This is a genomic window from Burkholderia sp. Ac-20344 (assembly GCF_017104975.1).
Classification (GTDB): Bacteria; Pseudomonadota; Gammaproteobacteria; order Burkholderiales; family Burkholderiaceae; genus Burkholderia.
Genome location: NZ_JAAGPP010000025.1, coordinates 50390 through 71922, shown reverse-complemented (window position 1 = coordinate 71922; position 21533 = coordinate 50390). Strand labels below are relative to the sequence as shown.

General features: G+C 64.1%; 22 protein-coding genes and 1 pseudogene. 6 read left to right on the top strand and 17 right to left on the bottom strand.

Features of this window, described 5'->3' with window-relative positions; genetic code table 11:
* On the top strand, positions 1-498 hold a 498-nt coding region (locus G3N64_RS11430), incomplete at its 5' end, for a TolC family protein (RefSeq protein ID WP_205784052.1).
* A 123-nt stretch (positions 499-621) separates the two neighbouring features.
* Here the strand turns inward: G3N64_RS11430 and G3N64_RS11425 are convergent.
* Positions 622-1524, bottom strand: coding sequence for a LysR substrate-binding domain-containing protein (locus tag G3N64_RS11425; protein ID WP_205784051.1), 903 nt, complete (start codon positions 1522-1524; stop codon positions 622-624).
* A 329-nt stretch (positions 1525-1853) separates the two neighbouring features.
* Between G3N64_RS11425 and G3N64_RS11420 the strand changes: the two are divergent.
* From G3N64_RS11420 to G3N64_RS11410, 3 genes and pseudogenes are all read left to right on the top strand, one after another.
* Positions 1854-2003: pseudogene (locus tag G3N64_RS11420) on the top strand (alkene reductase); the annotation flags it as partial.
* A gap of 42 nt (positions 2004-2045) precedes the next feature.
* Positions 2046-3008, top strand: coding sequence for a cyclase family protein (locus tag G3N64_RS11415; protein WP_205784057.1), 963 nt, complete (start codon positions 2046-2048; stop codon positions 3006-3008).
* 167 nt (positions 3009-3175) lie between these two features.
* Positions 3176-3958: an SDR family oxidoreductase gene (locus G3N64_RS11410; protein ID WP_205784050.1), complete on the top strand. Its 783-nt coding sequence runs from the start codon at positions 3176-3178 to the stop codon at positions 3956-3958.
* Positions 3959-4201: 243 nt separating this feature from the next.
* On the opposite strand, the gene G3N64_RS11405 is transcribed toward G3N64_RS11410, so the two are convergent.
* Genes G3N64_RS11405 through G3N64_RS11390 form a run of 4 tightly spaced genes read right to left on the bottom strand, consistent with a single transcriptional unit; the run spans position 4202 to position 7858 of the window.
* Complete coding sequence (locus G3N64_RS11405; protein WP_205784049.1) at positions 4202-5404, bottom strand: L-dopachrome tautomerase-related protein; 1203 nt, start codon at positions 5402-5404, stop codon at positions 4202-4204.
* A 24-nt stretch (positions 5405-5428) separates the two neighbouring features.
* Positions 5429-6223, bottom strand: a complete 795-nt coding sequence (locus G3N64_RS11400) for an SDR family oxidoreductase (protein ID WP_205784048.1) — start codon at positions 6221-6223, stop codon at positions 5429-5431.
* Between the two features lie 57 nt (positions 6224-6280).
* Positions 6281-7135, bottom strand: a complete 855-nt coding sequence (locus G3N64_RS11395; protein WP_241020898.1) for a type 1 glutamine amidotransferase domain-containing protein — start codon at positions 7133-7135, stop codon at positions 6281-6283.
* A 9-nt stretch (positions 7136-7144) separates the two neighbouring features.
* Complete coding sequence (locus tag G3N64_RS11390; protein WP_205784047.1) at positions 7145-7858, bottom strand: type 1 glutamine amidotransferase domain-containing protein; 714 nt, start codon at positions 7856-7858, stop codon at positions 7145-7147.
* Positions 7859-7978: 120 nt separating this feature from the next.
* Between G3N64_RS11390 and G3N64_RS11385 the strand changes: the two genes are divergently transcribed.
* Positions 7979-8887: a LysR family transcriptional regulator gene (locus G3N64_RS11385; protein ID WP_205784046.1), complete on the top strand. Its 909-nt coding sequence runs from the start codon at positions 7979-7981 to the stop codon at positions 8885-8887.
* Positions 8888-9176: 289 nt separating this feature from the next.
* Here the strand turns inward: G3N64_RS11385 and G3N64_RS11380 are convergent, their stop codons facing one another.
* The 7 genes from G3N64_RS11380 to G3N64_RS11350 form a co-directional block, all read right to left on the bottom strand.
* Positions 9177-10100 (bottom strand): LysR family transcriptional regulator, encoded by a 924-nt coding sequence (locus tag G3N64_RS11380; RefSeq protein WP_205784045.1) that lies wholly within the window; start codon positions 10098-10100, stop codon positions 9177-9179.
* Positions 10101-10223: 123 nt separating this feature from the next.
* Complete coding sequence (locus G3N64_RS11375; protein ID WP_205784044.1) at positions 10224-10781, bottom strand: ester cyclase; 558 nt, start codon at positions 10779-10781, stop codon at positions 10224-10226.
* Between the two features lie 93 nt (positions 10782-10874).
* Complete coding sequence (locus tag G3N64_RS11370) at positions 10875-12056, bottom strand: MFS transporter (protein ID WP_205784043.1); 1182 nt, start codon at positions 12054-12056, stop codon at positions 10875-10877.
* A gap of 139 nt (positions 12057-12195) precedes the next feature.
* On the bottom strand, positions 12196-12783 hold the full coding sequence (locus tag G3N64_RS11365; RefSeq protein ID WP_205784042.1) for a substrate binding domain-containing protein: 588 nt from the start codon (positions 12781-12783) through the stop codon (positions 12196-12198).
* A gap of 191 nt (positions 12784-12974) precedes the next feature.
* Complete coding sequence (locus tag G3N64_RS11360) at positions 12975-14021, bottom strand: polysaccharide deacetylase family protein (protein WP_205784041.1); 1047 nt, start codon at positions 14019-14021, stop codon at positions 12975-12977.
* Between the two features lie 223 nt (positions 14022-14244).
* Positions 14245-15579 carry an MFS transporter gene (locus tag G3N64_RS11355; RefSeq protein WP_241020896.1) on the bottom strand — a complete coding sequence of 445 codons (1335 nt, stop codon included), beginning with the start codon at positions 15577-15579 and terminating at the stop codon, positions 14245-14247.
* A 36-nt stretch (positions 15580-15615) separates the two neighbouring features.
* Positions 15616-16008, bottom strand: coding sequence for a hypothetical protein (locus G3N64_RS11350; RefSeq protein WP_205784040.1), 393 nt, complete (start codon positions 16006-16008; stop codon positions 15616-15618).
* Between the two features lie 71 nt (positions 16009-16079).
* Between G3N64_RS11350 and G3N64_RS11345 the strand changes: the two genes are divergently transcribed.
* Positions 16080-17069, top strand: a complete 990-nt coding sequence (locus G3N64_RS11345) for a LysR substrate-binding domain-containing protein (protein WP_205784039.1) — start codon at positions 16080-16082, stop codon at positions 17067-17069.
* A 165-nt stretch (positions 17070-17234) separates the two neighbouring features.
* On the opposite strand, the gene G3N64_RS11340 is transcribed toward G3N64_RS11345, so the two are convergent.
* The 5 genes from G3N64_RS11340 to G3N64_RS11320 form a co-directional block, all read right to left on the bottom strand.
* Complete coding sequence (locus G3N64_RS11340) at positions 17235-17945, bottom strand: SDR family oxidoreductase (RefSeq protein WP_205784038.1); 711 nt, start codon at positions 17943-17945, stop codon at positions 17235-17237.
* Between the two features lie 60 nt (positions 17946-18005).
* Positions 18006-18158 (bottom strand): hypothetical protein, encoded by a 153-nt coding sequence (locus G3N64_RS11335; RefSeq protein WP_205784037.1) that lies wholly within the window; start codon positions 18156-18158, stop codon positions 18006-18008.
* The gene (locus G3N64_RS11330; protein WP_205784036.1) at positions 18155-18559 is read right to left on the bottom strand and encodes an extradiol dioxygenase; all 405 of its coding nucleotides are present in this window, start codon (positions 18557-18559) and stop codon (positions 18155-18157) included. The genes G3N64_RS11335 and G3N64_RS11330 overlap by 4 nt, the downstream gene beginning before the upstream one ends.
* A 466-nt stretch (positions 18560-19025) precedes the next feature.
* On the bottom strand, positions 19026-19991 hold the full coding sequence (locus G3N64_RS11325) for an SDR family oxidoreductase (RefSeq protein WP_205784035.1): 966 nt from the start codon (positions 19989-19991) through the stop codon (positions 19026-19028).
* Between the two features lie 345 nt (positions 19992-20336).
* Entirely contained in the window at positions 20337-20750 is a 414-nt protein-coding gene (locus G3N64_RS11320) for a DoxX family protein (protein WP_089444519.1), read from the bottom strand.
* Positions 20751-21533 lie beyond the last annotated feature (783 nt).

Genomic DNA, 21533 nt, shown 5'->3' with positions numbered 1-21533 from the left:
GCGGCCTACGCGCGGATCGGCGTGGCCGAGGCCGACCTGAAGCCGCACCTGCAACTGATCGGCGTGATCGGTGCGGCGATCGACGGCTTCTCGGGCGCAACACTCGCGCGTTCGCTCGCCTGGATGGCTGGCGCCGGTGCGAGCGCGCCGCTGTTCGACGGCGGGCGGCGGCGCAGCGTCGTCGCGTTACGCCGTGCGCAGGCCGATCAGGCGGTGGCCGCCTATCGCACGACGGTGCTCACGGCGGTCAGCGACGTCGAGACGTCGGTCGCGGCCACCGCCCGCAACCACGGACGGACGGAACGCCTCGAGCGCGCGGTGACGAATGCGCGCGGCGCCTATACGCAGATCAACCGGTCGTGGCGCAGTGGCGAATCAGCGTTCATCGATACGCTGGAAGTGCAGCGCTCGCTGCTCGCGGCCGAGGATGCGCTCGCGCAGGCACGGACCGACGAAGTGCTCAGCCAGGTCAGGCTGATGAGTGCGCTGGGACAATAAGTGCGTGCTGCAGGTTCGATCGATGCCGCGCATCGATCGACATGCGCAAAGGGCGACGGGTTCGATACCGATCGAACCCGTCGCCCTTTGTTTGCTGCGTGACCGATCGCGCGTGGACCACGCCTAGTCGATGTCGCCAACGTCCTTCAACTGCGCGCTGACATAGTCGAGAAAGCTGACGATGCGTGACGACAGCGTCGCATTGCGATAGAAGACTGCATGGATCGGCTGGCGGAATTCGGTGGTGTCGTCGGCGAGCAATTCGACGAGGCTGCCGTCGCGGCGATGGGTGCCGGTCATGTAGTCCGCGAGACACACGATACCGGCGCCATTGAGCGCGAGCGTCAACAGCGTCTCGCCGCTCGATGCCTGCAACGCCGGATGGACCCGATACATATCACCGTCCGCGGTGCGCAACGGCCAGTGGTTCAGCGTCTCCGGCTGCACGAAACCGAGCGCCGCATGGTTCGCGAGATCGGCCACGCTCGCCGGCACACCCGCCTTCTCCAGATAGCCCGGGCTTGCGAGAATGCGTAACCGGCTGCCGCCGAGCCTGCGCGCATGCAGCGTCGAATCGCGCAATTCGCCGATCCGGATCGCGACGTCGGTGCGCTGTTCGAGCAGGTCGATGATCTCGTCGCTCGTATGAAGTTCAACCTCGATCGCCGGATACGCTTCGCGAAATCCCGGCATCATCGGCGCGATCACGTGCTGCATGAATGGCATCGCAGCATTGATCCGCAGACGGCCCGCCGGCGCTTCGCGCTGCCGCGCGATCTGGTCTTCGGCAAACTCGACCGACGCAATGATGTCTCGAGCGTAGTCGAGGAAGACGTTGCCCTCCTCCGTCAATTCCAGCCGGCGCGTCGTGCGTCTGATCAGCGTCGTATCGAGTTTGTCTTCCAGACGCCGCAGGATGCGGCTCATCACGGAAGTCGGCTGATGCAGCCGGTCCGCTGCACCTGTCAGCGAACCGATGTCCGCAATCGTCACGAACGCGAGCATTTCGTCTAGTGTGGTCTTCATGGGAAGAGCGTCGAACGCCTATCGTAAGCCGCTACGATAGTGTGGCTTCGTTCCGCTGATAACCATAAGTCGGAGCGAATCATATTTGATTTCCAGTCAACAAACTGAAACGCGGAAATCGGCCGCGACGGCAAAGGCATGGAGGCCGTCGAGCGCGATCTTCATTGTTGATTCCAAATCAAAACAATTTGGTTTACAGACGCATTTTTCCGCAAAAGTAAAGTCGGCACACTGCGATCCATCCCTACTGCAACCGGGAACGCACCATGCCACTCGCCCTGCTTGCGCTGACGATCAGCGCATTTGCCCTCGGCACCACCGAATTCGAGTTCAAGCAGCCACTGCGCGCCGCGTTTCCGGGCGTGCTGATCCGTGCCGGCGCGTACACCGCCGAGCGTGCCCGCGACGCGATCGCCGCCGGCTGGGCCGGCCTCGTCGCGTTCGGCCGCCCGTTCGTCGCGAACCCTGGCCGGCCCGACGCTCGCGCAAGCCGCGGCCTGAACGATTCTTTGGAGTCCAACATGAAAGCAACCTTCACCCGGCTCGCGCTCGCCGCGATCCTGCCGTTCGCCGCCGCGCAAGCGGCCCACGCCGCACCGTCCGCACCGGCGGCCGACTGGTATCCATCCGTCTATGGCGCGGACGACGAAATCGGCGCGGCCAACCTGCTGACGCCCGACGTCGTCAAGCAGGCCGTCGGCCTCGTCAAGGCCGGCAAGACCTATCCGCTGGCCGTGCCGGTGGACAAGAACCTGCCGGCGTTCCGCCACCGCAGCTTCCGGCTGTACAACGTGCAGGTCGGCCAGCAGGCCGGCAAGAGCCTCGGCCCGAACAAGTTCACGTTCAACGACGAACTCGTGAATGCGTGGACCGGCGTCGGCACGCAGTTGAACGGCATCGGCCACATCGGTATCGACAACGCGTACTACAACGGCAACAAGGCGGCCGATTTCGTGACCGTCGACGGCGTGAAGAAGCTCGGCGTCGAGAAGGTGCCGCCGATCGTCACGCGCGGCGTCGTGCTCGACATGACCGCTTACTACGGTAAGCCGATCGTGCCTGGCGGCACCGAATTCACGGTCGCCGACATCCAGGCCGTGCTGAAGAAGCAAGGACTGACGCTGCGCAAGGGCGACGTCGTGCTGTTCAACACCGGCTGGCTGGAGCTGATCGGCAAGGATAACAAACAGTTCCTCGACGTCGAGCCCGGCATCGGCATGGACGCCGCGAAATGGCTCGCCGACCAGGGGATCGTCGCGTTCGGCGGCGACACGTGGGCGTCGGAGGTCTATCCGAATCCGCACACGCGGGACGAATTCCCGATCAACCAGTACATGCTCGCGAAGCGCGGCATCTACAACCTGGAACTGATCGACAGCCGCGCGCTGGTGCGCGACAAGGCGTGGGAATTCCTGTTCGTGCTCGGCCAGCCGCTGTACGTCGGCTCCACGCAGGTCAACATCAACCCGGTCGCGATCCGCTGATCCGGCGAGCCACGCGCCAACCGGTTGCCGGAGAGCGCACATGAGCATCACGCTCCTCTCCCGCCCGGGTTTTGGCACTGCGCCGCCGGGCAACATGTATCGGGACATCGCGCACGAAGCAGCACTGGCCACGATCGGTGGCGCCGCCTTTTTTCAAGGAAATGAACATGAGCACGCAAGCATCGAAACTCGCCCTCGTCACCGGCGGCTCGCGCGGCATTGGCCGTGCAACGTCGTACGAACTGGCGCGACAGGGTTACATCGTCGCGGTTCACTATCGCGCCGACCGCGCGGCGGCTGAACAGACGCTCGCCGGCATCCTCGAACTCGGCGGCCGCGGCCTGGCGATTCAGGCCGATCTCGACGATCCGGACGGCGTCACCACGCTGTTCGACGCGCTCGACCGCGCCGTCGCGGAACAGGACCTGCCGGCGACGCTCGACGTCCTCGTCAACAATGCCGGCGTTGCCGACGGCGGCACGCTGGACGACACGTCGATCGAGCTGTTCGACCGCCAATTCACGCTGAACGTGAAAGCGGTGTTCTTCACGACGCAGCAGGCCGTGAAGCGCATGCCGCGCGGCGGCCGGATCGTCAACCTGTCGAGTGTGCTGTCGAGCCGCGTGTTCGAAGCGGGCGGCAACTTCAGCGCGATTTCCGCCTATGCCGCGTCGAAGGCGGCCGTCGATACATTGACGCGTCACTGGGCCGTGGAACTCGGACCGCGCGGGATCCTCGTCAATGCCGTCGCGCCAGGGCCGGTGGATACCGACATGAATGCAGCATGGTTGCGAACGGACGACGGGCGTTCGACGATGATCGGCGCCAGTCCGCTCGGCAGAGTCGGCAAACCCGAGGATATTGCAGGCGTCATCGGTTTCCTGGTCAGCCCGGCATCGCAATGGACAACTGGCCAGGTCATCGATGCGAGTGGCGGGTACCGCCTCTGAACGACCGGCTGCCCGCCGACAACGAGTACGACGGTCTCGACGCACACATGGCGCGTGTTTGCGTTGGCAGGGGACCAATCGCACGTGTACGCGCGGGGTCCCCTGCCAAACGCGAAGACAAAAGCTGTTTGCCACACGCCGGTGGCCGGCTGCGCATCGAATGTGTCGGAGTCCAGATACATGCGCTTCAGCATACCGGGCACGCGCCGCCCTGTCCGATGCAGATGCCGACCCGGTCCCGCATTACTTGTCGCCGAGTGACATCCGCCACAACTCGTAGCGCTCGCTGCCGCGCGCGACCATGCCGGCAACATGATCGCTCAGCGCGCTGGATGTGAAGACCAGATCGCCGTTCGGATGAATGGCGGGCGTATCGGGCCAGTGCACACCGTCGTCGGACGCGATCAACGACATCGATCGGGTATGCGGATCGTACTTCACGATACCGTTGCGCGTCACATCGGTGATGTAGAGCGCGCCCTGCGGGTCCGTCACGATTCCGTCCGTGTTGCCGCCGACCCGGCCGAGATCGCGAATCTCCATTGCGATCTGCTCGTCGGTTACATCGGCGCGGCGCAGGATGGCCGTCGGAGCGGAATAGGCGTGCGTGCCCGTCGTCACCGTCCAGTACAACGTCCCGCCGTCCGGCGACAGTGCAATACCGTTGACGCCGATCAGCAGCGGCTTGCCCGGCCATACTTCAACGCCATGGGCAACGACCTTCACGCCCGCTTCGACCTGCAAACTCGGATGCCTGTCCAGCACACGCCGTGCGGTACCTGAAGCAAAGTCGACGACGATCAGGCCCACCCTGTTGTGGGGCGCACTGCGCGAGCCACTGTCCGAAACGTACGCAATGCGCCGCCGTTCGTCGACCACGATGTCGTTGAGGAAACTGCCGGCGCGATCGGCCACGCCGTCGAGGCCGATGCGTTTCACGATTCGTCCCGACTTCAGATCGAACACCACGATTTTCTGGGCGCCTGCAGGCGCTTCGGATTCGCCGGCAACAAATCCCATGTCGAGCGCCCATAGCCAATCATGGGTCCGGTCGACGTAAAAACCCAGCACGTTACGCAGATGCTCGCCCGGTGCGGTCGAGATGGCGTTGCCGTCCATCGACGGAAATGGCGTCAGTCGCGCCGGGCCGGTCGTCGCTCGCGTATCCAGCCTGCTGAGCGTCGCCGGCGCCGACGCGGCGACGAAGCGCGGCGTACTCACATAGGCGGCACCGCGTGCGTCGAAATGAAGCCCGGCGATCGGCGCATCGGCCGAACCGGCAAACGGCGCGGGATCCGCACCGTCTCCCGGGGTCTCCCAACTGACGCCCGCATAGCTTCGCCAGCGCTCGAGCCGGGTATCGGCCGCCGCAGTCGCGGCAATCGCGCTACTGATAATGGCAATTGCGAAGGCAAATGCCGTAACTCGTCTCGAGTGCTTGACCATGATGAGGGGTGTCGAAGCACCTGTTCAGAGAATCGACCGGAAGGTGCCGCCTTCGACGCGCACCGCCGCGCCGTTGGACGCCGCGCCCAAAGGACTGGCCAGCAACGCCACCATCGCGGCAATCTCGTCGGCCTCGATCATGCGGGCGATCAGGGAACTCGGACGATACGTGTCGAAGAAGTGGGACTCGATTTCCGCATCGGTCATGTCGGGTCGCGGCGCGGTCTGCCGCAAATACGCGACGATGCCTTCGGAGCGCGTGGCGGACGGCAGGACGCTGTTGACGGTCACGCCCGTCCCCTTCGTCAGTTCGGCCATGCCGCGCGAGACGGCGAGCTGAGCCGACTTGCTGACACCGTAGTGCACCATGTCCGGCGGCGTGAACGCCCCGACTTCGCTGGACATGAAGATGACACGCCCCCAGTTCTTCGCCAGCATGCGCGGAAAGTAATGACGTGACAGCCGTACGCCCGACATGACGTTGACGTCGATCATGCGCAGCCAATCGTCATCGGTGATCTCGGCGAACGGCTTGGCTTCGTAGTAGCCGAGATTGTTCACGAGAATATCCGTCTCCGGCTGACCCTCGATCAGTTCCGCAACACCTCGCTCGCCGCTCACATCCGCGACGATTCCGCGTACGCTGCCGCGCTGCGCAGCAGCGGAGAGCTCGGCGACGGCCGCGTCGAGCTTGTCACGATGACGCCCCGTGATCGTGACCGACACACCCTCGCCGGCCAACGTTCGCGCGATAGCCATGCCAATGCCGGCAGTGGCGCCCGTGACGATGGCGGTTTTGCCTTCAAGTTGCAGATCCATGTCGTGTTGCTCCTTTACATCGTTGAAGAACCGGCGACGCCGATCCATTGCGTGGCGTCACTTCAGCCGCTTCAGCATCGCGCCCGCGACGTCGAGTGCGGAGGCTGGATTCTGGCCGGTGATCAATTCCCGATCGGTCACCATGTGCGCGGTAAACGGCACCTCGTTGCTGCTATAGATTCCGCCGGCCTGTTGCAGCGCGGTCTGCGGATAGAACTTCATCGCTCCGCCGCCGAGCAGCCCTTTGGCCTGCTCCTCTTCCGCGTTGCTGATCACCGTCATGCGGTAACCGGCATAGATCCACTTCGGGGGGCCGTCGGCTGCGTTCCCGGCGGCGAGCCTTCGCGTAAAGCCCGGCGCGTCCGGCAGGGTCGACAGCAGCGCAATCGGACCGTGGCAGACGAGCGCCGTGGTCTTGCCGCGCGCGTGAAAATCGGCCAGCAGTCTGCCCACTGCGGGGCTAGTCGACAGATCCTGCATCGGCGCGTGGCCGCCGGGCACATAGACGGCATCGAAGTGCCCGTAACCGATCTGCTCCACCCGCGACAGGCTGATCACGGGAGAATGCGTGCGCGACGTGATTTGCAGCTTGTCGAGCAACGCCCGGTGGTCGCGCATCGCCTTTTCGTCGCCGTTGAAGTACATCTTGTCGGCAGACGTGGCATCCATCGTGGGCGCCTTGCCCTCGGGCGTCGCGAAGGTCAGCTGATGGCCAGCATCCAGCAGGGCCTTCACCGGCTGCATCAGTTCGTTCAGGTAGAAACCCGTCGCGAAGACCTTGCCGTCCTTCAGGTCGAGGTGATCGGAATCCGACAACACCACGAGCACGTTGGCAGCGTGAGCGCCGTACGCTGCCATGCCGAGCAGGGCGACAACGGCGAGCTTGCGCATCGAATGCATGGCTTTCTCCATGGGGGAATTTCAGGCCTGTCCTGAACGGTTCAGCAACAGGTAGCGGATCGCCGCGCCGACACCGGAAGCCGACTGCGGGTTCTGGCCGGTCACGAGACGTCCGTCGACGACGACCTTCGCCGTCCAGTTCGGTACGGGATGGTGAAGCGCGCCGCGCTGCGTCAACGTGCTCGCGAGCAGGAACGGCACGACGCGATCGAGTTGGACCGCGCGTTCCTCTTCATCCGTGAACGCGCTGAGATTCTTGCCGGCGACCAGGTAAGTCCCGTCGCCGAGCGTCACATCGACCAGCGCCGCCGGACCATGACATACCGCGCCGACCACGCCACCCGCCTCGTACACCGCGCGCGTAACCTTTTGCACGTCCGCGTTGCCGGGAAAATCCCACATCGCGCCGTGGCCGCCGGCAAAGAAGACCGCGGCATATTTCGACGCGTCGACATCGCCCAGTCGCTGCGTGTGGCGCAGCGCGTCGCGAAAAGCGCTGTCGTTCCAATAGCGCGCGTTGACTTCATCCGTCAGATCAAGACCATCGACGGGCGGCTCACCGCCCTGAATCGACGCGAATTCGACCGGAATACCCGCCGCGTCGAGTTCGGCCAGCGGATGCGTCACTTCGCCGAGATAAAAGCCGGTCGGCTCGCCGGTCGCGCCTTTCGTCGCGTGGCTCGTGAGTACGAACAGCACGGACAAGTCCTGCCGGTCGCGATGTTCACTATTCATGGTTCGCTCCTCGATTTCAGTGGGTGACCCGATGACGAGTCACAACGCGCCCACTTTATTTAGCTCAATTGAGGAGATAAACTCGGTCAAAAGTAAATCTTCTGTTCTCTGGAGGACAAGATGGGGCGAAGATTCGACCATCTCGGTGATGTGGAAGCGTTCGTCACCGTGATCGAAAAAGGTTCGATGACCGCGGGCGCGGTGGCCCTGGGCAGCACGCCGTCGGTTCTGAGCCGCGCCATTACGCGCCTGGAGACGCGGCTGGGCGCGCAGTTGCTGCGTCGTTCGACGCGACGGTTGAGCCTGACGGAGCAAGGCAGGCTCTATCTGGAACAATCGCGCGCGGCGTTCTTGCTGATCGACGACGCCGAGCGGGCCATTCAGGGGCAAGACGGCGCGCTGACCGGTCATGTCCGGCTCAGCGTACCGACGACGTACGGACACTATCGTCTGCCGCCCCTCCTTCGGCGCTTCACGCAGCAACACCCGCAAGTTCGCGTGGAGCTGAACATCGCCAACCGAAACGTGGATCTCGTGGCCGAAGGTTTCGACCTGGCGATCCGGCTCGGTGAATTGCCCGACAGTGGCCTGGTCGCGCGCAAGCTCGAGGATGCGGCGCTGTGCCTGGTCGCGTCGCCCGATTACGTCGCCCATGCAGGCATGCCGGACAACGTGGCGGATCTGGCGCGCCACCTGTGCTTGCCGTTCATGCTGCCCAGCAGCGGCCGTATCGCACCCTGGGTGTTCCTGGACGGCGGCCAGGAGATCGACTGGCTACCGCCTTCGAACGTCGCAATCTCGGACGACGTGCTGGGTGTCGTTTCGATGGCGCAGAGCGGCGCCGGCATCTGCCAGACCTATGACTTCATTGTTCGGGATCGGGTCCGGGCCGGGCATCTCGTCGAACTGCTGCCCCACCTTCGCGGTCGCTCACGGCCGTTTTCGGTGATCTATGCGCCGCATCGCCGTTTGTCCGCCGCCTCGCGTACGCTGATCGACATGCTGGTCGCGTCTACCGCCGATTCATGAGGATCGCAAACAGGCGGTGGCTGTCTGTCCTGGTGTTGCAATACATGCCAACGTGAAGCGATATCCGGGCGTCGTACAGCTCGGATCAATCCTGCTTCCCTGAACATGCTGCTTGTCGACCCGCGCGCCGGTGCAAGACACGTCGTTTGCACCGCTGCTTGCACAAGCACGTCACCTCGACGATCCGATCGACTCCGGCGCTCGGGTTGCGCGATCCGCGCCGCGCAGCGGCCGCGCATCCCGTGCGCGAACATGACGGGCCGATCCGACAGCCTGCGATCGCGGGAAACTATCGCAGAAACGGCGCCAATGCTTCGGAAGCTTCGGAGAACCGCTGCTCGAGGAAGTCGAGCAAGGTGCGCACGCGCGGCGCCATGTAAAGCGTTCGTTGAAAGAGCGCGTTCACGGGCACGTCCGGGCAGCGCCACTCCGGCAGGAGCAGCTTGAGCCGCCCGGCCTGAAGATCGGCGCCGATGTCCCAGATCGACTTCATTGCCACCCCGCGACCCTCCATCGCCCATTCGCGGGCAAGCGAACCATCATTGGTCTGACGTGAACTGTCGAGCGGCGCGGTGAACAACGCGGTCTCCCCGTCGCGCGCGAAACGCCAGTTGTTCGCCGCGCCGGCCGCCGAAGAAAGCACGATGAATCGATGCTCGCGCAAATCGTCGGGATGGTTCGGCATGCCGTGCTCGGCGATGTAGTCGGGCGACGCGCATAGCGCGCGGCGATTGTCGGCCATGCGCTTGGCGACCATCGAGCTGTCCGCCGGCACGCCGAACCGGATCGCGAGATCGATATCGTCCTGCAGCAAGTGCGACAGCGAATCCGAGAGCACGAGCGTCAGTGTGACGTTCGGATGGCGTTCGTTGAATGCGTCGAGCCATCGACGCAGCACGGTGCGCCCGAAATCGGAGGTGGCCGATACGCGCAACGCGCCGCTCACCGATGCCCGTCCGGCCTGCAACGCCGCGCGCGCATCTTCCAGCGTTTGCAGCGCGTGCTGGCAGTGTACGAGATACATACGGCCTTCATCCGTGAGGCGCAGCTTGCGGGTCGAACGCTCGAACAGCTGAGTATGGAGTTCTCCCTCGAGCTTCACGAGCCGGGCGCTCGCCGCGGCGGGGGACAGTCCGAGCTTTCTGCCGGCCGCCGAAAGGCTGCCTTGGCTTGCTGCTTCAACGAAAAGGCGAATGTCACCGAGATTGTCCATGATCGCGTCACGCGAAAAGAATGTTGGGTTGAGCCGCGCGATGCCCCGCGTGGGCCCGGGCATGGTAACGCGATGCGGACCGACGAAGGAAAGGCCGACCGGCAGGATCGGCCCCCGGCCCGCTTACTTGGCGACCACGCCGAGCTGTTGCAGGAACGTCAGGTTGTCTTCGAGATGCCAGTTGTCGGTGATCTTGCCGTCGCGAATGCGATAAATGTCCGTGGCGATGAAGTCGACCACCTGCCCCTTCCCCTGCACGCCGTTGAAGGTGCCGGTGAAGTGACCGGTGAAGTGCAGATGGGTGACGACGCGGTCGCCGGCGACGATCATCTGTTCGACCTCGGCGTGGACGTCCGGCACGGCACGATGGAAGCCCTTCGATGCCGCCAGCGGCCCGGCGATGCCCTGCGGCCGGCCGGCGGGCAACGTGCGGTCCGTGAAATCGGCCGCCAGCGCCTCGCGGGCCTGAGCCTCGTCGCCCGTGCTCCAGAAGGTATCGTAAAGGCGTGCCGCGCGGATCTGTTGCTCGGCCTGCTGCTTCGAGAGGCTCTTGTCGACGATCAGCGTTTTCGGCTGCACGAGATCGTCGCCGGTCGCAGCGACAGCAGGCAATGCGGCAGCGGCAGTGGCGGCGGCCAGCGCGATGCGGGAAACGGCGGAAAGGACGGTGCGGGTTTTCATGACAGGCTCCTTGAGTGTGAGCTCGATGCTCGATGCTCGATGCTCGATGCTCGATGAACGGATTGAATCCGGCAGGGGTGCGACTTGGGTGATTCAGGCTGGGGAACGGGCGGTGCGATTCGCTTGTGCAGTCTCGCGTCGATCGAGCCGGGACGCGAACGCGGTCACCGCAATGGCCAGCAACGTCACGGCGGCGGCCACGAGCGGCAGCGTGTCGAGAGGCTGCCCGTGCGAAAGTGCCAGGCCGCCGAGCCACGCACCCATCGCATTCCCCACGTTGAACGCGCCGATGTTGAGCGTCGACGCGAGGTTCGGTGCGCTCGCGGCCTTGCTCAGCACGCGCATCTGCAGGCCCGGCACCGTCGCGAATGCGGCAATGCCCCAGACGAAGATCGTCACGACCGATGCCACGGGGTGATGCATGGTGCGACTGAACATCACCATGATCGCGACCAGCAACACGAACACGCCCATCAACGCCCGCATCACGCCGCGATCCGCAAGCTTGCCGCCGAGCGCATTGCCGATGGCCAGGCCGATGCCGAACAACACGAGAATCTTCGTCACGCCGCTCGGCGCGAATCCGCTCATCTGCTCGAGCACCGGCGTGATATAGGTGAACACCACGAACATGCCGCCGAAGCCGAGCACGGTCATCAGCAGGGCGAGCCATACCTGCGGGTTCTTCAGCACGCCGACTTCGTGCGCAAGGCTCGCGGACTCTGCTTCATGCGTTCTCGGCACAAGCATCACCAGAGCCAGTGCAGCGAGCACGCCTGCGCCGGCGACGGCCCAGAACGCAGCACGCCAGCCGAGCATTTGGCCGATGAAGGTGCCGAGCGGCACGCCAAGCACGTTGGCGAGCGCAAGACCGGTAAACATCAGTGCGACGGCGCTCGCACGCTTGTCCTGCGGCACGAGCGACGCGGCAACGACCGACCCGATGCCGAAGAACGAACCATGCGCGAACGAAGTGACGACGCGGGCGATCATGAGGCTCGTGTAACCCGGCGCGACCGCGCACAGAATATTGCCGACGATGAAGATCCCCATCAGCTGCAGCAGCGCCCACTTGCGCGGCATACGGCTCGTGAGCACGGCGAGCAAAGGTGCACCGACGGCGACACCCAGCGCATAGCCGCTCACGAGCAGCCCGGCCGACGGGATGGAAACCGAAAGCGACTGCGCGACATCGGGCAGGATGCCCATGATGACGAATTCCGTGGTGCCGATGGCGAAGGCGCTCAGGGCCAGCGCGAGAATGGGAAGTGGCATGGCTGTCTCCGGGAAGGCGGCGAAACCGCAGTGGATGCGCAGCCATTCTGCTTGCCACCGTGCCGATTGATAATTGGCCTCCGTCTTGAATTATTTTCAATCCAGACAAGAAAGTCGGCGGCATGACGGCACGCTCTGATCAGTTCCCCGATCCTTCTTCGCCGGTCAACGCGTCAATCAGCGCACGCACGCGAGCGGGCCTCGTACGCGCGCCGGGCATCACGAGATTGACGGGCAGCGGCGCGGGACGACAGGTCGGCAACACTTCCACGAGCGCGCCGCTGCGCAGGTGGGCTTTGGCGAGAAACTCGGGGAACTGTGCGAGGCCCGCACCAAGCGCGGCAGCTTCGGCGAGCGCTTCACCGTGGTTGATGCAGAAGCGGGATTCGATGGTCAGCGCGACCGTTCGCCCGTGTTCGACGAACTCGAGCGGCCGGTCGCGGCCCGTGGTCGGCATGCGAAACGCAATGAGGCGATGTTTCCGCAAATCGTCAACCGCACGAATCGTCGGGTTGGCCGCCAGGTAATCCGGATGCGCGCACAGGATCAGCGCCTCTTCGCCGATGCGACGGGCGGCCAGCGAAGCGTCGTTCAGCGTACCGAAACGTACTGCTGCGTCAATCCCGGCGCCACGACTGCGCACTATCTGCTCGTGTGCTCGCCGGCGGGCTTCGATCGCTTCGTCCGACCTGTTCCGATACGTACGACGGCGCTGCGGTGCCTGCACCGCCCAGCGACGCGGCGAAGACTCGCATGCGCGACGCGGCAGGCCGGTTCGGCATCGTCCTCGTCCCCCCTCCCGCGCAGCACTGACACATCGCACGACGGCCGCGCGGAGCCAGGGTTCATGCGCTGCCGGTCCGGCAATTCGAGCGGCTTCGCACGATCGAACCGGTGCGGAGCCGCTCGGGCAGCCCGCTAGATCGTCTCGCTTTCGCGTACCGTAATCGGGCTTTGCAGTACGAACCGCGCAATGTCGTCCTTGCGCATGAACGCAACGCCGGGATGGCTCTTCGCATAACGCAGGAACGCATCCCATGCACGCGTCATCTGCGGCGTTCCGCTGATACGATCATGCGCGCTGATCGACATCATGCGTCGACGCGTTCCCGCTTCCTCGTACAGCTGATCGAAGTCGAACTTGATCTGTTCGAGGAATTTGTCCGGCGAGTAATTCCGGCCCTCCACCAGCAGGATGTCGTTATTGCGCAGCGTGTACGGAACGACGACGAAATCCTTGCCGTTGACCTGTTCGATGAACGGCTCGTCGCGGCTCGTATCGTCGATGTGATACACGTAGCCGAGTTCCTGCAGCAGCGACAGCGTGTTCGGCCCGCGTCGCAGCCAGTTCGCGTTGTAGCCGATCGGGCGTTGGCCCGTCACCGCCTCGACCATCGATCGCGCCTGGATCAGGAATTCGCGTTCCTGCGGTCGCGACATCGCATACTGCGCGTTCCACGTCGGCCCGTGGCCCGACGCTTCGTGGCCGCGCGCCACGATTTCGCGCGCAACCTGCGGATGCCGCTTCGCCGCCTCGCCGATCATGTGTGTCGTCACCTTCACGTCATGCCGATCCCACAGATCCAGCATCCGGGGAATCCCCTCGCGATACCCATACGCAAACCATGCTTCCGCGGCAAGATCGGCGGGCACGCTCGCCGGAAAATCGACTTTCGGGAACGGATTGTCGGCGCCCTTCGGCGGCTGTCCGCCCGCCTCGAACTGCATCGAGATCGAAATGACCAGCCGCGCGCCGTTCGGCCAGAATTCACCCTGCCTGGGCGCGGCTACCGGGTTCGATCGGGGGCCGCCCGTTTGCGCATCGGCCGGCGCGGATTGAAGCATCGCACCGACGGCGAACGCGCCTGCGCCGATGCCGGCCTTGGTCAGGAAGGAACGGCGCGTCGGCTGATCGGGCGTCTGCTCGACCGGATCACGATCCGCTTGATCGACTTGAATTGCCATGGACAATCTCCTCATGACGCGCAAGCGCGTCTGTCGCATCGCAACGCGATGCATGATGACGAATGAACGGGTGTTGAATGTCACGCAGACTGGTGCGCGTACAACGAATTTTCGGCAATCAGTCCCATTCTGAAAATGGGCCCTGAAATGAATAGACTTTCAATCCGGACCAAAAAATCGGTGTTCCGTCGAGATACGACGAGCCATCTCGGTCTATCGCTCTTCAACGCATCGATACCCTTCGGTAAATGACGGTGAGCGCCATCGCCGCCGAAGCGCTCAGCGCCAGCAGCAGGGTCGGCGCCATCGCATCGTGATGGCGATCCTTCAACCATCCGAACACGATCGGCCCCGCAAAACCCGCCAGGTTTCCGAAACAATTGATCGTCGCGATCCCTGCCGCCGCGGCCGCGCCGGTCAAGCGCATGGTCGGCAGGTGCCAGAACAGCGGCAACGCGGTCAGCGTGCCCGCAGCGGCCAGCGAGAGCCCCGCGATCACGGCAGGCAGAACGCCACTGAACAATGCGCTCACGACGAAACCGGCCGACGCCACACACGCGCCTCCTGCAACATAGGCCGCCCAGTTGCCGCCACGGTCCGCGCGACGGGCGCCGATATTCATCGCCAGCACCGCAATCAGGTAGGGAATCGCACTGCAAAGGCCGATCCACGACAGATTCGTCAGCCCCGTGTCCTTGACAAGCGTCGGGAGCCAGAAGCCGATCCCGTACAGACCGACGAGAAGCAGGAAATAGATCGTCGTCAGCAACGCCATCTCCGATGCCGACAACCGGTGTGAATGCCGCGCATCCGCGGCATGACCTGCGTCGACATCGAGGCCTCGCGATACCGCATCCGCCTCTTCCGGCGACAGCCAGCGCGCATCCGCCGGACGGCTCGGCAACAGATAATGCACGGCGAGCCCCACGCCGACCGTCGGCAGGCCTTCGATCACGAACGTCCATTGCCATCCGGACAGCGCCCCGATGCCGTCGAGATGCGTCATGATCCAGCCCGACAACGTGTTGCCGACAATGCCTGCGACCGCCGTCGCGCTCATGAACAACGTCGTCATCCGGCCGCGCCGGTGAGCAGGAAACCAGTAGGTCAGGTACAGCACGATGCCGGGGAAAAATCCGGCCTCCGCGACGCCGAGCAGAAACCGCTGCAAATAGAACGTGGCGGGAGAATGCACCCACGCCGCAGCCGCCGAGACGATGCCCCAGGTCACCATGATGCGGGCGATCCACAAGCGCGCGCCCACCCGATGCAGCAGCAGGTTGCTCGGCACTTCGAACAGAAAGTAGCCGACGAAGAATATGCCGGCGCCGAGACCGTAGACGGTGTCGCTCAATCCCAGCTCGCCCGCCATCTGCAGTTTCGCGGCCCCGACGTTGACCCGGTCGAGATACGCAAGAACCTGTGCAACCAGAAGCAACGGCATCAGCTTCCAGCCGATGCGCCGATAAAGTGCGTCGAGATCCTCAGGCGACCTGTCTGCCGACATTGCCTTTCGTTCGTCGGGTGTATCGCACCCGGTGCTGCGCGTGATGTCCATTTCTGTCTCCATGAATTCTTGTCGACGCGGGCCGCGTCATGCCGACGCGCCGGTCTCGGAGCGGGTGCCGTCACGAACCGTCTTGATGTAAGGCGCACCGCTGAAATCGCAGACGAGTACGCAGCACTGCCAGCCGAACGCCGGTTCGATACGCTCGACGGCATCTCGCACGACGTCGTGAATCAATCTCCCCATGTCGTGCAGTACCGGCTCGCTCCTGGGCTTCGTCAGCAAGAGCCTGATGACGATGAATTCGTGCGTCGGGTCATCGCCGGACAGGAACTGATCGGCCGTATAAACACGACTCTTCAGTTCAGCGAGCAACGCGTGCCCTTGCGCGGCGAGCCGTTCGTGCAACGACCCCATCAGCGACCGGAAATCGACCCGGCGCGCAATGTGGGGCGTGGATTCGATGATCAGATGCGGCATCTCTTCACCTCCGTTGAAAGAATGCATCGACGGGAGGTTAGGATTCGGTGCGCCTGATGTAAATTAATGTTTTGCGTATCGATTCATCAGGATTTGTTATGCATTCAGCAATCGATCTTCGCCTGCTGCGCAGCTTCATTGCAGTCGCACGCACCGGCAGCGTGACGCGAGCCGCCGCTCGGCTGCACCTCACTCAACCCGCACTGTCCCAGCACCTGCGCGAGCTGGCGGACCTGCTCGACGTGACGTTGTTCGATCGGGTGGGCCGCGGCATCCTGCTGACGCAGGCCGGCGCGGATCTGTTCGCGGAAGTCGAGCCCATCCTGTCGAAACTCGACGTGACGCTGGCCAATGTCCGAAACCGCTCGCGCGAAGTTCACGGCGCGTTGCGCATCGGTGCGATCGACACCTACGCGCGATCGCTCGTCATGCCGACGATTTCGGCCCTGCTCGCACGACACCCGCAGTTGTACGTGTCCGTTCACGAACTTCCGGCTGCGGCGATCGACCAGGGGCTGGTGGAGAATGAACTGGACATCGGCGTGTCGTTCTCCCACCTGTCGAATGCGGACGTCGAGCAGAGAACGTTGTTCACCGAACGGCTGGCGCTGGTGCGTCGATCCACCCAACGCAAGGTCCGGAATACCGTCAGCCTGCGGGAAGTGGCGACTCATCCGCTCGCGCTGCTGAATCGGACGTTCGCGATGCGCGGGCAGATCGACGCCGCATGTGCTGGCGCAAACATTGCGCTGGACGTTCGGGTCGAGGCGGCCAATGTCGACTCGCTGATACGGCTCGTCGAGAGCGCCGATTACGCGACAATCGCGAGTCCACTGGCGATTCCGCACCGCTCGAGGATCGTGACGGCGACGATCGTGGACGATGGCCTGTCGCGCATCGCCGCGTTGCGCTGGCGTCGCGGCAAGACCTTCACGCCTGCCATGGAACGTTTTGAAGAAGCGTTGTCGCGGACGATCCGCTCGTCCGGCCTCGACATGCCGGGCAACGATTCGGCACGCGCATCGGCGCCATCCCTGCCTCCGGGCACCAGAAAGCGCTAGCGGCTTCCTGAACACGCGTGCGCCCCAAAACGCGGGCGGCGCAGACGCAAACGCTCGCCCGCGCGCTCGAGATCAACCGACGACGCACATGGCACATGGAATTCGGGCGCGAGCGTTCGGACAACCTGCGACGAATCGGGGATCGCACCTCAACCGCCCGGGCCGCTACGCGATCGCGCCGCCGCCGTCGACCAGCACCGTCGAACCGGTCGCGTACGGGGTCGACGCGAGGTAGAGCACGGCGTTTGCAACGTCCTCCGGTTGACCGACACGGCCGGCCGGCAGTCGCGCCGCAGCGCCTTCGTACATCCTGTCGCGCGCCTCCGCATCGAGCTTCGACCAGAGCGGCGTCGCGATCAGGCCCGGGGATACCGTATTCACCCGCACGGGCGACAGCTCGAGCGCAAGCCCCCGCGCCAGCGATTCAAGCGCCGCGTTGATCGCGCCTTGCAGGACCGAGGTCTTGCTCGGCCGCACGCTCAGGAAGCCCGACACGAACGTCAGCGACCCGCCCTGCCGAATGCGTACGGCCCGCGCGACGCGATAGGCGCCCCAGAACTTGCTGTCCATCGCCGCGTAGGCATCGGCGAGTTCGAGACCACGCACCGGCCCCGTGGGGGTCTGCGCGGCCGACACGACAACGTGGTCGAATTCGCCCGCCGAATCGAAAAACGCACGTACGCTCGCGACGTCGGTCGTGTCCATGACACCGGTTCGCACGCCGTGACCTATCCTCGCTGCGCTCTCCGCCAGCTTGGCCGCGTCGCGCGACGCGATCGTCACGCTTGCCCCGTGCTCCGCAAAGGCCCGCGCGGTCGCTTCGCCGATCCCGGAGCTTCCGCCGACCACCAGCACGTTTTGTCCATCGAGTTTCATCGTTTGCTTCCTCCGATCAAAAGCGTGTTCCCGAGCGCGAAGCAGTGCCCGTCGCACGCATCAAATGTTCTGAATGCCGCTTTGCGGCAAAAGGTTGTCAGCCACCCGCGCCGAATCGGCGCTGTCGCCGTGCATGTCACCGCCGAACAACGTGTCGCCGGCGAAGTCGGCAAGCACCATTTCTCCGAAAGACGACGCGACTGATCGGGTCATCGATTCGGAATCCCGATCTGCTCATCGGCAGCAAGTGTCGTCACGAATTCGACGGAAACACCCGGCGCAATGGACACGAACAACTGAAGCTCATTGGACAACGGTACTTCACTCAACGAGTAGTCGATCCGCCTGCTGGTCAGTCGATCGATCAACGTCGCCCATTCGCGGCGTGTGTCGACGCGAAGCGCAATGTGATCGATGCGCGGCGCGCTACGGCCTTCGTTCGCGGGAAGCGTGGCGCGCGTGACATGAATCATCGGGCGGCTATCGAGGTACAGCCAATAGCCATCCACCCTGAACGGCGGTCGAGGCCCGCTATCAAGACCGACAACCTCATCAAAAAAGCGGCGTGTACCGTCAATGTCATCGGTCACGATGGTGGCGTGGTCGAAATGCATGCTTCGTGTCCATGCGAGAAAATCCTGTACGCATTCTGTCGCACGTCGGTCGATCTTGATAATTGGCTTCGCCATTGAATGATTTTCAATGACGACAGGAAGGTGGGGGCTGCGGGTTGCTCGGGGTCGCGGTTTCGTCGCACGCAAGCGGATTCACGAGACAAGAGGTAACCATGGCGTCATGCGGGCGCACGGCTTCGGCAATGATGTGAAGGTTCTCGGCCACCTCTCCGGTGGTCGGCATCGCGCCGCCGTACGTCGGAAGCGCACGCATTCAGTTGGTTTTCGAGGGAGGCACTCGACGTCTTGCACCTGCCGAGGGCTGACCGGCATCAGAACGGCAGCGGGATGTACGCCACCGATGATCGGTACTCGCGAACCGCATTCGCCGCGCAGCGGCCACCGTGGACGGTGGCCGCTCATACGGCGCGAGCGGCGAGCGGCGAGCGGCGAGCGGCGCCCGATCCTACGGCACCTGCGGCGCATCGCGCAGCACGGCGCGCAGCGCGGTATCGAAAGGCGTCGCGTGATCGATCCCGGCGGCGCGCACGCGCGATGCGTCCAGATGGCAATCGTACGGGCGCGGCGTCGCGTCGGTCGGCTGGTCGATCCGCTTGAGCGCGGCTTCGATGCCGAGCGCGGCCGCGATCCGCTGCGCGATGTCGTACTTCGTCATCGGCTCCTCGCCCGACCAGTGACGGATGCCCGTGATCGACGCCCCCGCCAGATGGCGCAGCGTCAGGTCGCGGATCACGTCCGCAACGTCCGGCGTATACGTCGGGTAACGGATCGCCCATGCGTCCATGCCGACCGCGTCGGCACCCGGCCGCGCGGACGCGGCGATCGCCGGCACGAGGCTCGTGACGGCCGATTCGCTCCAGTCGACGATCGGGCCGTAGAGCAGCGGCAGGCGCAGCACGCACGACAGCGGCGACGCGGCGAGGAGTGCCGCCTCGCCTTCCAGCTTCGTGCGGCCGTAGATGTTCAGCGGATTCGGCGCGGCGTCCTCACGGTACGGGGCCGCCTTGCCGTCGAAGACGTAGTCGGTGGAGAGGCCGAGCGTCCATGCGCCGTGACGCGCGGCGAGTGCACCGATGCGGGCCGGCGCGGTGACGTTGATCGCGCGGGCAGCGGCCGGGTCGCGTTCGCAGACGTCCGGGCGACGCTCGGCCGCACAGATGATCACGGCGGCCGGTTGGCGGGTGGCGAAGAGGTGTTCGAGGGCCGGCTCGTCGAGGACGTCGAGTTCGGCGAGGTTTTCCGCGGGCAGCGCCAAGCGTTTTGCGCCTGCGCCTTGCGGGTTCCGGATGGTCGCGACGAGGTTCAACGACGATTCGCGGGCCAGGGACGCGGCAACCGCGCGGCCGAGAAGGCCGGCGGCGCCGATGAGGAGGACGGTCGGGAGGTCGGTCGACGAGGTCGGGTTTGGCATGGGTGGCAATCCAGGTGACTTGGGGGCGCGCGAAGTCGCGTTCGACGTTCGAGCCATGGTCGTGCGGAGGATAGCCGAGTATGACAGCCGGTACATCGTCGTGGCAGATCGGAGACCCCGTGACGGACGTGCGTCATGTGCGCAGCGCGCCGACAGACGGCGCCCGACACGGCGCACCGTCCGCCGGGACAACGCCGGTTCTGCGGACGACGTCGACGCACCGCGTGGGCGCCCCTGCGCGCTGGCGATCTGCGAAGCCGCCACGCCGCGATCATCGCCACAAAGCAAAACCCGGTGCGCTTCCGCGCACCGGGCCGTCACACCTGCAGGAAACTTCGTGCTGCCTTACTTCCGGTCGAGCGAATACCGCCCCGGCCCGGTCAGTGCGAGCAACAGCAGCCCGCCGATGATGCTCACGTTCTTGTAGAAGTTGATCATCGCCATGTATTGCTCCATCCCCTGCAGCGCCCAGTAGCGATGGCCGATCAGCGCGGTCGCGAGCGTATAGGCGGCGAACACCAGTGCGAGCGGACGCGTATAGAAGCCGACCGCGATCAGCAGGCCGCCGGCCAGCTCGACCGCCACCGCGATTGCGGCTGCCAGCTCGGGCGCCGGGTTCCCCGTCGACGCCATGTACGCGACCGTGCCCGAAAAGCCGCTCAGCTTCTGCCAGCCGAACAGCACGAACAGGATCATCAACAGTACGCGAGCCGCCAGCAGCAGCTCGTCCTTCTTCGACTCCAGCGAAACGTAACGCATAGCAATCACCCTTGAATTGACGGTTTGATGCGTCCGGTGCCGAAATGCGCCGGATCGGCGCGCCAGGTCGGCAACGAACCACTCCTCGCACGATCGGACAGCAAGCCGGCTGGCCCGCCGCCGAAGAATCCGTCTGGTCGCACCGTTCCTGGTGCGCTCCGGATCGGTTCTGGCGAAGCACGGGTGCAGTCTACTGTCTCCCAGCGAATCATCAATCCGTCTAAATATGATTCGCTGTCTCTCCAAAGTGGACAATCGAAGCCAACGACCCCGGTAGACAATGGCAGGCGGGCAACGCACATCACCCTGCTCCGTGTTTCAAGAACACGAAAATAACCGCTTATTTCAGGCGACGTGATTCGATCGATATGTTCAACCTCAATTGACACGAATCAGTCACAACCGCGCGTCACGGATGTTATTCATCACCATGGTTGATACGCAAATCATATTGATCTACTTCATTCCAGCAACTCGACCGACATTGCAATCGACGGCTCGTCCTGTTTCATAAAAAGACACATGACCCGGAAATACGCATTGGCAAACAAAAACGTTTCACGGGCATACGGGTTGATGTCACCAACCGCGTATGTCGTCCATCTGACAAGGATTTCATCCCGCTTCAGGCCAGAAATAGCGTCTTCCGCACACCACCGATCGACTCAGTGTTTAGCGGAGAATGCGAAAAAACCTCCATCAAACATTCATGCCGCCAGCAGTTTTTAAATATCGGCAACAATTCTTTAATAAATACAATCAAAGCGGTATGTTTACGGCAAA

Coding starts and splice junctions, on each gene's coding strand:
- G3N64_RS11395 (WP_241020898.1), bottom strand. CDS start 7,135: ATGGAGAAAGCCATGCATTCGATGCGCAAGCTCGCCGTTGTCGCCCTG.
- G3N64_RS11340 (WP_205784038.1), bottom strand. CDS start 17,945: ATGAAACTCGATGGACAAAACGTGCTGGTGGTCGGCGGAAGCTCCGGG.
- G3N64_RS11385 (WP_205784046.1), top strand. CDS start 7,979: ATGGGGCGAAGATTCGACCATCTCGGTGATGTGGAAGCGTTCGTCACC.
- G3N64_RS11320 (WP_089444519.1), bottom strand. CDS start 20,750: ATGCGTTACGTTTCGCTGGAGTCGAAGAAGGACGAGCTGCTGCTGGCG.
- G3N64_RS11415 (WP_205784057.1), top strand. CDS start 2,046: ATGAAAGCAACCTTCACCCGGCTCGCGCTCGCCGCGATCCTGCCGTTC.
- G3N64_RS11405 (WP_205784049.1), bottom strand. CDS start 5,404: ATGGTCAAGCACTCGAGACGAGTTACGGCATTTGCCTTCGCAATTGCC.
- G3N64_RS11370 (WP_205784043.1), bottom strand. CDS start 12,056: ATGCCACTTCCCATTCTCGCGCTGGCCCTGAGCGCCTTCGCCATCGGC.
- G3N64_RS11390 (WP_205784047.1), bottom strand. CDS start 7,858: ATGAATAGTGAACATCGCGACCGGCAGGACTTGTCCGTGCTGTTCGTA.
- G3N64_RS11330 (WP_205784036.1), bottom strand. CDS start 18,559: ATGCATTTCGACCACGCCACCATCGTGACCGATGACATTGACGGTACA.
- G3N64_RS11360 (WP_205784041.1), bottom strand. CDS start 14,021: ATGGCAATTCAAGTCGATCAAGCGGATCGTGATCCGGTCGAGCAGACG.
- G3N64_RS11410 (WP_205784050.1), top strand. CDS start 3,176: ATGAGCACGCAAGCATCGAAACTCGCCCTCGTCACCGGCGGCTCGCGC.
- G3N64_RS11380 (WP_205784045.1), bottom strand. CDS start 10,100: ATGGACAATCTCGGTGACATTCGCCTTTTCGTTGAAGCAGCAAGCCAA.
- G3N64_RS11355 (WP_241020896.1), bottom strand. CDS start 15,579: ATGGACATCACGCGCAGCACCGGGTGCGATACACCCGACGAACGAAAG.
- G3N64_RS11425 (WP_205784051.1), bottom strand. CDS start 1,524: ATGAAGACCACACTAGACGAAATGCTCGCGTTCGTGACGATTGCGGAC.
- G3N64_RS11375 (WP_205784044.1), bottom strand. CDS start 10,781: ATGAAAACCCGCACCGTCCTTTCCGCCGTTTCCCGCATCGCGCTGGCC.
- G3N64_RS11400 (WP_205784048.1), bottom strand. CDS start 6,223: ATGGATCTGCAACTTGAAGGCAAAACCGCCATCGTCACGGGCGCCACT.
- G3N64_RS11325 (WP_205784035.1), bottom strand. CDS start 19,991: ATGCCAAACCCGACCTCGTCGACCGACCTCCCGACCGTCCTCCTCATC.
- G3N64_RS11335 (WP_205784037.1), bottom strand. CDS start 18,158: ATGACCCGATCAGTCGCGTCGTCTTTCGGAGAAATGGTGCTTGCCGAC.
- G3N64_RS11350 (WP_205784040.1), bottom strand. CDS start 16,008: ATGCCGCATCTGATCATCGAATCCACGCCCCACATTGCGCGCCGGGTC.